Source organism: Huintestinicola sp. (assembly GCF_050874005.1).
GTDB lineage: Bacteria > Bacillota > Clostridia > Oscillospirales > Ruminococcaceae > Huintestinicola.
Genome location: NZ_JBNMJV010000035.1, coordinates 18,487 through 28,020, shown reverse-complemented (window position 1 = coordinate 28,020; position 9,534 = coordinate 18,487). Strand labels below are relative to the sequence as shown.

12 protein-coding genes are annotated in these 9,534 nt (G+C 46.3%); 6 read left to right on the top strand and 6 right to left on the bottom strand.

What is annotated here, in order from left to right:
* The first annotated feature begins 357 nt into the window (after positions 1 to 357).
* Positions 358 to 726: a preprotein translocase subunit YajC gene (gene yajC / locus ACR0QN_RS11060; protein WP_432651277.1), complete on the top strand. Its 369-nt coding sequence runs from the start codon at positions 358 to 360 to the stop codon at positions 724 to 726.
* Between the two features lie 196 nt (positions 727 to 922).
* On the opposite strand, the gene ACR0QN_RS11055 is transcribed toward yajC, so the two are convergent.
* Both ACR0QN_RS11055 and ACR0QN_RS11050 read right to left on the bottom strand, forming a co-directional pair.
* Entirely contained in the window at positions 923 to 2,149 is a 1,227-nt protein-coding gene (locus ACR0QN_RS11055) for a sporulation protein YqfD (RefSeq protein ID WP_432651276.1), read from the bottom strand.
* Between the two features lie 6 nt (positions 2,150 to 2,155).
* Positions 2,156 to 2,389 carry a YabP/YqfC family sporulation protein gene (locus tag ACR0QN_RS11050; protein WP_432651275.1) on the bottom strand — a complete coding sequence of 78 codons (234 nt, stop codon included), beginning with the start codon at positions 2,387 to 2,389 and terminating at the stop codon, positions 2,156 to 2,158.
* Positions 2,390 to 2,496: 107 nt separating this feature from the next.
* Between ACR0QN_RS11050 and ACR0QN_RS11045 the strand changes: the two genes are divergently transcribed.
* The 4 genes from ACR0QN_RS11045 to ACR0QN_RS11030 all read left to right on the top strand — a co-directional run bounded on the left by ACR0QN_RS11045 (position 2,497) and on the right by ACR0QN_RS11030 (position 5,689).
* Positions 2,497 to 3,597, top strand: coding sequence for a hypothetical protein (locus ACR0QN_RS11045; protein WP_432651274.1), 1,101 nt, complete (start codon positions 2,497 to 2,499; stop codon positions 3,595 to 3,597).
* 47 nt (positions 3,598 to 3,644) lie between these two features.
* Complete coding sequence (locus ACR0QN_RS11040) at positions 3,645 to 3,854, top strand: hypothetical protein (RefSeq protein WP_432651273.1); 210 nt, start codon at positions 3,645 to 3,647, stop codon at positions 3,852 to 3,854.
* 85 nt (positions 3,855 to 3,939) lie between these two features.
* Complete coding sequence (locus ACR0QN_RS11035) at positions 3,940 to 4,575, top strand: formate/nitrite transporter family protein (protein WP_432651272.1); 636 nt, start codon at positions 3,940 to 3,942, stop codon at positions 4,573 to 4,575.
* 643 nt (positions 4,576 to 5,218) lie between these two features.
* A complete protein-coding gene (locus ACR0QN_RS11030; protein WP_432651271.1) occupies positions 5,219 to 5,689 on the top strand; it encodes a superoxide dismutase family protein in 471 nt (156 codons plus the stop codon).
* A 2-nt stretch (positions 5,690 to 5,691) separates the two neighbouring features.
* Here ACR0QN_RS11030 and murB read toward each other — a convergent pair whose 3' ends face one another.
* The 4 genes from murB to hprK are packed head-to-tail and all read right to left on the bottom strand — an operon-like array spanning position 5,692 to position 8,516.
* Positions 5,692 to 6,600 (bottom strand): UDP-N-acetylmuramate dehydrogenase, encoded by a 909-nt coding sequence (gene murB / locus ACR0QN_RS11025; RefSeq protein WP_432651270.1) that lies wholly within the window; start codon positions 6,598 to 6,600, stop codon positions 5,692 to 5,694.
* Positions 6,601 to 6,637: 37 nt separating this feature from the next.
* A complete protein-coding gene (locus ACR0QN_RS11020) occupies positions 6,638 to 7,360 on the bottom strand; it encodes a phosphatase (protein WP_432651269.1) in 723 nt (240 codons plus the stop codon).
* A gap of 47 nt (positions 7,361 to 7,407) precedes the next feature.
* Positions 7,408 to 7,554: a hypothetical protein gene (locus tag ACR0QN_RS11015; protein ID WP_432651268.1), complete on the bottom strand. Its 147-nt coding sequence runs from the start codon at positions 7,552 to 7,554 to the stop codon at positions 7,408 to 7,410.
* Positions 7,554 to 8,516: an HPr(Ser) kinase/phosphatase gene (hprK, locus tag ACR0QN_RS11010; protein ID WP_432651267.1), complete on the bottom strand. Its 963-nt coding sequence runs from the start codon at positions 8,514 to 8,516 to the stop codon at positions 7,554 to 7,556. Before hprK ends, ACR0QN_RS11015 begins: the two co-directional genes overlap by 1 nt.
* Positions 8,517 to 8,801: 285 nt before the next feature.
* Between hprK and ACR0QN_RS11005 the strand changes: the two genes are divergently transcribed.
* A complete protein-coding gene (locus ACR0QN_RS11005) occupies positions 8,802 to 9,512 on the top strand; it encodes a winged helix-turn-helix transcriptional regulator (protein WP_432651266.1) in 711 nt (236 codons plus the stop codon).
* Positions 9,513 to 9,534 lie beyond the last annotated feature (22 nt).

Genomic DNA, 9,534 nt, shown 5'->3' with positions numbered 1-9,534 from the left:
GTATCACTTAACATAACAGGCTGAGCCTGCAGCCGCTCGTTTCTTAATTCACTTTGGGCGGGAGGCATATGGCTCGGTAACGGCAGAATTATGTTGAGCTGTATCACTTAACATAACAGGCTGAGCCTGCAGCCGCCCGTTTCTTAATTCACTTTGGGCGGGAGGCATATGGCTCGGTAACGGCAGAATTATGTTGAGCTGTATCACTTAACATAGCAGGCTGAGCCTTCAGCCGCCCGTTTTATAATTTAATGCGAGGCAATTCTTAAATTTCTGTAAAAGCTATTGCTTTTTTGGGAAAATGCGGTATAATTAAAGATGTATTACTATTTTTCAAAGGAAAGGAATTACCAGAATATGTCAAATATTTATTTTTTAGCCACCGCTGCCGCAACTGCAACCGCAGATGACGCTGCAATGACAGGTCAGCTCATATCTTCTGTAGGTATGCTCATTGTGGTAATGGTCGTTTTCTATTTTATGCTTATCCGTCCTCAGAACAAGAAGGAAAAAGAGCAGAAGAAAATGCGTGACAACCTCCAGATAGGCGACGAGGTTACCACCATCGGCGGCATTGTGGGCATTATCGTCCGCAAGAACGATGACACTCAGACTGTTGTTATCGAAACAGGCGGCGACCGCAGCAAGATCAGAGTAAAGACCTGGGCTATCTCCGAAAATCTTACACAGCACGATGATGTTGAGGAACTGGGCAAGAAAAAGTAATTTTTGCAGCATAATATTAACGGGACTGACGGTCAGATGATCGTCAGTCCCGTTTTTTGATATGTATGTGCTATTTTGATCAAGGCTGTACTGTTTTTTTGTGCAGCTATACAAAATTTCAGATGTGTGCAACTTTTGTTCGATTTGATATTGACATTTCGAAACTTATGTGCTATAATATAGACATATCCCGAATTCAGCTTTCAGTTTTTTCTTTGCTTTCCGGTTCAGACTCCTTTGGCGATTCGTATTTGGCAAATATCATCTTTTCTTCCCCGATCTCCCCTTCAAGAGTGTATGTGACTGTGACAGTTACCCCGTTTTTATCGGTCGATTTTTCTATGTCTCTTCCCAGTATCTCCGCTTCCCCGTCAAGAAAATTCTGCTCGTATTTCTCTATCCTCCCCATAATATTCTGCTCTGCCTGCTCTTCGGTAATGGTCACGCTCTGAGCCTCCATAATACGGTAATGCCCTGTGATACGGTAAAGAGGCAGGGTAAGCCCCAGAAAAGTAAACTGCTCGTCTGTCTCGCTGTATTCGTAATCCCCCGAGGGAAGCTCCGCAGGGCTGTAGACAAGCTTATGTCCGAATATCTTCAAAGCCTTGGCGCTTTGCTCCCCCACGCAGACCTTTTCCTCTGTCTGAAGTCTTTCCGAAAAGGTCATTTTTTCGGTGTATATCCCCGTTATCTCCCCTATGGAGTGGACGTAAAAGCTTCGCCCGTACTTGGTGTCCACCACGCCGCTGACCAGAATATCACCCTTTCTGACCCCATCGCCAACCATTGGAATGAGCATTCCGCTGTATAATCTGACCCCCGTTATCTGTGCGTCGTGGGCAGCAACAATATTGCAGGGTGTGTTTTTCCGCTCCATTTCGGGGGGAAGGGTTATCTCGTTTATCTCCACCGTCACCCTGCTGCCGATATGTTTTATACCCACCCAGTCGATGTTCTTGTCCATTGCGGCGACCTGTTTTTCCACACGTCTTAAATTGACAGAGGAAATGCTGCTGCCGATGTACACTCCTGCGTCCTCAAGGTGGGATAATATCCGCTCGGTGGGGATAGTTTCATTGCCGCCCACCTCAATAATCATCACCCTGTCGTTTAAAAACGCCACCAGACCTAATGACAGAAAAAAGCCTATAACAAGACCTATCCGCCTTTTGTATGGTCTTAGCTCCTTTGCCGCTCCCTTTTCGTCTATCATCTCACAAGTGAGCTTATGCTTCTCTGCAAGACTTCCCAGGGCTGAAAAATCCCCCCTGCCTACATATCCGTAAAGTCTGTCTCCCCTCACCGAAAGTCCGAAAAATTTAATAGGACTGTTTCGTAAGTCGTTTATGAATTTCCCGCAGTCCCTCCCCTGCTCCGAATATATGCAGAAGCCCGTTCGGCTTCGGAGCCTGTATAGCCGCATTTTATTTCACTCCTCTTTTCCGTGAAGCTCCACCGAAGTAATTTTTCCCCTGACTGCTATCCCCTCGGTATTGTAATCCGAAAGCAGAAGTCCCGTTCCCCATATCTCTATAACCATTCCCGAAAATGTTTTCACCTTCAGGTAAATGTCATTATACTCCATAATACGACTGCAGTTTTCCACCTCAAGATAGGTATTTCCGCAGATGACGATCTGGGAGCTTCGGGGTTTAAGCTCCATTCACACCCGTCCTTTCCGGGGAATATTTTTCCCTCCCCCGTAATTATATATATTAAATGCCCCTGCACATTATGCAGGGTACAAATCTGCAAAGGACGGTATCGGATGTGAATGTCATTTATAAATTAAAGGAGATATGCCCGGCAGTTCCCGTAATTTTATTTGCCGCTGCTCTCATATGGGCAGGTCGTGAGGCGGCGCAGGAATGTGCAAAGGCGGCGGCGCTGTGCATTTCCACCCTCATTCCCTCGCTGTACGCATTTACCGCCGCTTCAAAGCTGCTTATTGAAACGGATACATACAAACTTCTCGGTAGACCCTTTTCACTTTTTTCAAGATTTGTCTTACGAATGCCCGAGGAGTTTTTCCCCGTTTTTGTAATAAGCCAGCTTGCGGGTTATCCCATCGGTGCGGCGCTCATAAGCGGACTGATTGAAAGCGGACGTCTTACAAAGTCACAGGCGGAAGAATTCTTATGCTTCTGCATTGCCCCGGGACCTGCGTATATTATGGCGATATCATCCATTGCGGCTCCCGACTGCAAGGGAGCGTGGATATCCGTAATGCTCGCCGTAACGGGGACAAACCTGCTTACCGCTCTCATTTCCGCACCCTTTCGGTCTGTTCCCGAAAAATTCGCTGAAAAAATCAGACCGAGGCTTTCGGCGGAGGATATCACGGGAGCTGCCCGCTCAGCCGCAGAGAGTATGACTATGATATGCGGTATGGTGCTTATTATGGCGGCTCTTATGGGGATATTTTCAAAGGCGGGACTGCTTTCGGGCATATCGGTGCTGATATCACGTATGACGGTAATTCACCCGGCACAAGCTTATCCTTTTGTGCGGTCATTTTTCGAGATAAGCAATTTAAGCGGTGTTTTCGGTGACCCGACAAAGCTCCTGCCCCTTGCCGCCGCAATGCTCTGCTTCGGGGGACTGTGCGTTCATATGCAGATAAAGGCGGTATGCAAGGGCTTTTCACCTATCAGAGCATTGCTTTTACGTATTCCCTGCGCTATTGCCGCATTTCTTATATGCCAAAACCTTATCCCGAAATTCTATACCGTCAGCGTTATCGCAGTAAGCGCACCTGTAAGTGAGGAGATCAAATTTAGTGATTTCTCACCAATGCTTTCGATAATTTTGTTGATAATGACGATTTTGATATTATCGCAAAAAAATATAGCCAAACCCGAAAAAATGTGATATAATATAAAAAAGATGTATCTTGCTACGCAGAAAGGAATGTTTATATGGCAAAGAAGAAATACTTCGGAAACGATATTGAGCCTCAGTGCCAGTACTGCGCTTTCGGAACAAGAGCTAAGGACGGCGGCAAGGTTCTCTGCGAAAAAAGAGGTCTTGTTAACGGAGACGCTTCCTGCCCTAAATTTTCATATTCTCCCCTTAAGAGGATCCCTGTAAAGCAGCTCCATATACCCGGTAACTTTGATGACGAGTAATTCTCTGAATACATAAGTGTCTCTATATGCCGACAGACCGTCGGCATATTTTTTCGGCAATAATCTTTTATTTAATGGTGGTCTTATGAAACGTGTTATTGACATTTTCCTCCGTGCGGTGATGACGGGCTTTGCTATCGGCATCGGCGGAGCGGTCTTTCTTTCCTGTGACAACAAATATATGGGCGCTTTCCTTTTCGGAACGGGTCTGTTCGTGATACTTTCCTTCGGCTTCAACCTTTTCACGGGCAAGGTGGGCTACGCAGTTGAAAACAAGCCCTCGTACATAATCGACCTTATTCTCATATGGCTGGGAAATCTTGCGGGAACTGCCGCAATGGGCGGTATGCTTCTGTGCACACGAATTTCCTCTGCTATAAGCGAAAAGGCGGCGCAGATATGCGAGGTCAAATTTAACGACAATTTACTGAGCATTTTCATTCTTGCAATATTCTGCGGAATGCTGATGTTTATCGCCGCAGACGGCTACAAGAAGATTGAAAACCCCGTCGGAAAAATGCTTGCGGTATTTCTCCCCGTTATGGCTTTTATTCTCAGCGGCTACGAGCACTGTGTTGCCAATATGTTTTATTTCACCGTTGCAAAGGTATGGTCGGCTAACACTTTGCTGTATCTTCTGGTGATGACCTTGGGAAATGCTGTGGGAGGTATGTTTATACCCTTTGTACGCAAAGCGTTTATTCAGCCCGAGGCAGGTTGAACCTGCAGCCTCTCGTTCTTTAATTTATTTGAGCGACAGGCAGACGGCTCGGTAACGATACAAATAAGCTGCCCGATAAATCGGAATATGTCGGTCTGATTATTTTGATTAACGAAATTTGGTTTTGCTTAAACCTGTTAGCGAGTAGGCAAAGGGACAACCTAAGGGGAGGGTGAAAGAAATAAACCCAACAAAAATGCGGACTTCCCCCCTCCCCTACGGTTTTCCCTCAGAAACCTTTGGTTTCAGATCTCTTTCCCTACCCTCTCCCCCTTTTCCGCATTTTTACAGTTTTGCTTTGATTTTTTTATCGAAGTCCTTTATTTGGTTTTGTTCGGATTTGTTTACCACGACATCTCTTCTTTGCGGTTTTCCATTTCTCGGGGTGGGGCATACGCCTATTCGGTTTAGGTCTGCGGTTTGAACTTGCGCCTTTGAAAGTGACCGTGCCACAAATGAGAGGACTTTTACGAAATATCCCAACGAGGTCGCTGCGGGGCGTCCCCCGCAAATTTATATTTTATAGTTTTTTCGTTATTCTTTATTCTTTCAATATAAAGTCAGCTTTTTAAAGAATAAAGAAAAAATAGTAAAGAATAAATAATAAAACAAAATCCTCCCATACCGCATATTATAATGCTGTATGGGAGGTGTTTTTATAAATACATTTTACGCAAAAGCCGCCATTCACGGCAGCAATAAATATCCGGATATTTACGGCTATGCCGCATTTGTACCCGATTCAAACAAAACCCTTGTGACAGTCTCGGTCTACGGTCTGCCCAAGGGGGGAAAATGTGACTGCCGTATCTTCGCAATGCACATTCACGAGGGAGGAAGCTGTACGGGTACAGCGGAAGACCCCTTTACAGATGCAAAAACTCATTATGACCCGAGCGGCTGCCCTCACCCCTGCCACTCGGGAGATATGCCGCCCCTTTATGCCGATAAAAACGGCACCGCAAAATTTGCCTTTGTCACCGACCGCTTTACGCCCGAGGAGATAATCGGCAGAACTATTATTATCCACGCAAACCCGGATGACTTTCACACCCAGCCCTCGGGCAATTCGGGAGAGAAAATAGCCTGCGGATCAATCGAGAAAATGGGATAAATTTATCCCCGTCTTATTATCTCAGGCTCGCACTCTAAGCTTATGCCCCGTTTTTCATAAACCGTTTTCTTTACGTGTTCGATCACATTCATAACGTCCTCAAATGAAGCAGTTCCCTTGTTTATCACAAAGCCGCTGTGCTTAACGCTTACCTCGGCGTCACCGCAGGAATAGCCCTTGAGTCCGCACTCCTCGATAAGGAGAGCCGCAAAAGTCCCCTCGGGGCGCTTGAAGGTGCTGCCTGCGCTTCGGTATTCAAGGGGCTGCTTTTCCTTTCGCTTTGCGGTAAGCTCCGCCATTTTTGCGGATATCTCATCGGCATTGCCCGGAGAAAGCTTCAGCTTTGCGGACAAAGTAATATATCCGCCCCCCGAAAATACGCTGTGACGATAGCCGAAATCAAGTTCTTCTGCGGAAAATTCACGGATATTTCCAAGGAAGTCCGAAGCGGTAACGCCGATAACTATATCCTTCATCTCGCCGCCGTATGCCCCTGCGTTCATATATACCGCTCCGCCCACGTTACCGGGTATGCCGTAGGCAAACTCAAGCCCCGTAAGCCCCCTGTCCCGTGCAAATGCGCTGACAGCAGATAATGCCGCTCCCGCCTGACAGGTTATAACGCCATTTTCCTCGGAAATACGGGCGATATCTTTTCCCATATGGAGAAAGACCATAGGTATCTCCCCGTCCTCCACAAGCAGATTTGAGCCTTTTCCGATAACGTAAAAGGGGATTTTTTCCAAAGACAAAGCCTTTACAAGCTCCGCCGCACCCTTTTCGCTGCCTACCTCTATCATCAGAGGACATCTCCCGCCGATTCCGAAAGTGGTATATCGGCTGAGAGGAACGTTTTCAAGACATTCAAAACCAAGTCCTTCCGCAAGTTCCTCTATTTTATTTATTCTCATTGTCATAGTTATCACCCAAAGTCCATTATGCCATATATCAATTAAAAATTATGCCGTTTTTTCTGTTTATCCTTTCAAGGAGCCGCTCTCTGTCCGTATTCACGATAAGCCTTTCGGGAAAATCAAACTCCTCAAGGAGCGAAAGTGAACGGCTCACCTGCCCTACAGCCGCAAAAAAATGAGCGTCGGTGTTTACGATAACGCTGACCTCATATTTTTTGCATAAGGGAATTATCTCCCGATAATTTTTCTCCGAATTTTTCCAGAGCAGGGTGCTTTCGTTTATCTCCACAAGCTTGTCGTATTCCTTGAATGCCTTTATCCCCTTTTCGTAGTCAAAGAGGAATTTCGTGTTCCCCGGATGTCCGATAACGTCCACAAGGGGATTTTTCGCAAGTCCGAGATAGGCATTTGTGTTCTGCTCATATGACCCCGAGGGCAGGATATCCGTATGCACCGAGCCGATTATCCAGTCGAGAGCTTTACACTCCTCATCGGGCAGGTCAATATGCCCCTCGAAATCCGTAACGCTTGACTCTGCACCGTATATTATCTTTACCCCGAAAAGTTCACGGGGAATTGCCTTGTGAAGATTGTGAAAATGCCATATATGAGGTCCGTCTGTGGAGTTCGGCGTGTGGTCGGTTATGGCAAGGAACTCAAGACCTGCCTCCCTCGCCGCCTCGGTCATTTCCTTGACGGTGGAGTAGGCGTGGGTGGAGGCAACGGTATGAGTGTGCATATCTGCAATTATTTTCATTGGTTTAGTTCCTTTATTATAATGTGAGCCTTGGCATAACTCTGTTATCAGACCATTGCTGTATTTACAGCCGAATACACCCATAATATCAGAGCAATAACAGCTATAACAGGCAGAAGCTTGAGAAGCGTTACACCAAGCCACAAAAATATCGCAAGGAGATCCTTTTTCCTCTGTTCGTCTTTGTTATTCATCAATAAATATCCCACTTTTTAACCGTATCCTTGTGTTCCATCTCAAGGCCTAAGTTGTCAAGCAGCTCCTGAGCGGCATTGTAGCCCATCTTCTTCTGACGGTTGTTCATAGCTGCGACCTCGAGAATGACCGCAAGGTTACGTCCGGGCTTTACGGGAATGGTGGAGCAGGGTACCTTTACGCCGAGGATAGACGTGTATTCGCTGTCAACGCCCATTCTGTCGTAGACCTTTTCCGAATCCCAAGGCTCAAGCTCAACTATCATATCTATCTTCTCGGTCACCTTAACGGCACCCATACCGAACAGACGGCGGGCATTGACAATGCCTATGCCTCTCAGCTCAAGGAAATGACGGATATTCTCGGGGGACGAGCCTACGAGACTGATATTTGAAACCTTTCTTATCTCAACAGCGTCATCGGCAACAAGTCTGTGACCACGCTTGATAAGCTCAACGGCGGTCTCGCTCTTACCAACGCCGCTCTCGCCCAGAATAAGCATACCCTCGCCGTAGACCTCGATAAGAACGCCGTGACGGGTAATTCTCGGTGCAAGGTGGAGATTAAGGTAAGCAATAAGTGCGGACATAAAGCTCGAAGTGCTGTCCTTGCAGCGGAGAAGTGGTATCTCATACTGCTGTGCAAGCTCCAGCATTTCGGGGAAATAGGGCAGCTCACGGGTGATGATGATACAGGGAACGTGCTGCGCAAAAAGCATTTCAAGGTGCTCTTTTCTCACGTTTTCCTCCATAGTGGCAAGGTAGGCAAACTCTGCCTTTCCCACTATCTGTATACGCTCTTTATTGAAATATTCGTAAAATCCCGAAAGCTGAAGTCCGGGGCGGTTTATCTCGGTCTCGATAACAAGAAGCTTTGAAGCGTCCATAGGAAGATGGATAGTTTCAAGATGAAACTCGTCAATTATTTCCTTTAAAGTAACGCTGAATTTCTTTTCTGCCATAATAACCCTCCAAATCACAAAATCGGCATACATACTTATATTATACACCTTTTGAAAAAATTTTCAAGAGGGATTGAAATATTCGTGAAAATTTCTGAGGTAAACAAAATGTGAACTGCAATATAAAACCAAATTGCAGACATTTGTAACCAAATTGTAACCTTTGTAATCCATTACCACATAAAGAAAGACTTGACAAAACTGTATAAGTGTGATATAACTGTATTACAACAACTAATACAGCTAATACAGATAATACACATAAAACAGTTAGGAGGAACAGAAATGGATATATACAAACAGAACCGTCCCAATATCCGGATATACGCCCCCCGGGAAAGCGGCGTGGGCGCAAAGCTTGAAGCATATCTGAAAAGCGAAGATATGTCCGCACGAAGCGTCAAAACGCTCCCCGACAGCTTTGAGGATATCTCAATGGCAATAATCTGCGACGGCGGCATTATGTCGCCCTGTTTTAAAGAGATCGAGCGGATAAGAGCCTGCTCGGATATCCCCATAATGACAGTTTCCCGTTCCTGCGACGAGATATACCGCACGGTGGCTCTTGACAAGGGCGCAGACATATGCCTGTCCGCAGACAGTCTGGGCAGGAATGAATTTACCGCAAGAACAGCGGCAATGCTCAGAAGATATCTTTATGCCTCACCTGCCGCCGCACGTATTCCCGACACCATCGTTAACGGCAGTCTCGCCATTGACAGAAAGCGCAGGGAGTTTTACGCAGGGGGACAGTCCATTAAGCTCACCTCCACCCAGTTCGGCATTGTGGAATATCTTATGGAAAACTGCGGCAGGGTATGCTTGATAGAGGACATTTACCGGAGCGTATGGAACGAGACCCCCTACGGTGTTCACCGCACCGTAGTCGACCACATTCGCCGTATCAGAGGCAAGATCGAGCCTGATCCCCACAATCCACGATACATAAAGGCGGTTTTCGGGGTAGGGTATAAGATGGAAAGAGCAATATCCTGAATAAATTCAGAAAGGAGCAGCT

What these genes read in the sequence shown, in the direction of transcription:
- yajC (WP_432651277.1), top strand. Translation starts at nt 358, where the DNA reads ATGTCAAATATTTATTTTTTAGCCACCGCTGCCGCAACTGCAACCGCA.
- ACR0QN_RS11055 (WP_432651276.1), bottom strand. Translation starts at nt 2,149, where the DNA reads ATGCGGCTATACAGGCTCCGAAGCCGAACGGGCTTCTGCATATATTCG.
- ACR0QN_RS11050 (WP_432651275.1), bottom strand. Translation starts at nt 2,389, where the DNA reads ATGGAGCTTAAACCCCGAAGCTCCCAGATCGTCATCTGCGGAAATACC.
- ACR0QN_RS11040 (WP_432651273.1), top strand. Translation starts at nt 3,645, where the DNA reads ATGGCAAAGAAGAAATACTTCGGAAACGATATTGAGCCTCAGTGCCAG.
- ACR0QN_RS11035 (WP_432651272.1), top strand. Translation starts at nt 3,940, where the DNA reads ATGAAACGTGTTATTGACATTTTCCTCCGTGCGGTGATGACGGGCTTT.
- ACR0QN_RS11030 (WP_432651271.1), top strand. Translation starts at nt 5,219, where the DNA reads ATGGGAGGTGTTTTTATAAATACATTTTACGCAAAAGCCGCCATTCAC.
- murB (WP_432651270.1), bottom strand. Translation starts at nt 6,600, where the DNA reads ATGAGAATAAATAAAATAGAGGAACTTGCGGAAGGACTTGGTTTTGAA.
- ACR0QN_RS11020 (WP_432651269.1), bottom strand. Translation starts at nt 7,360, where the DNA reads ATGAAAATAATTGCAGATATGCACACTCATACCGTTGCCTCCACCCAC.
- ACR0QN_RS11015 (WP_432651268.1), bottom strand. Translation starts at nt 7,554, where the DNA reads ATGAATAACAAAGACGAACAGAGGAAAAAGGATCTCCTTGCGATATTT.
- hprK (WP_432651267.1), bottom strand. Translation starts at nt 8,516, where the DNA reads ATGGCAGAAAAGAAATTCAGCGTTACTTTAAAGGAAATAATTGACGAG.
- ACR0QN_RS11005 (WP_432651266.1), top strand. Translation starts at nt 8,802, where the DNA reads ATGGATATATACAAACAGAACCGTCCCAATATCCGGATATACGCCCCC.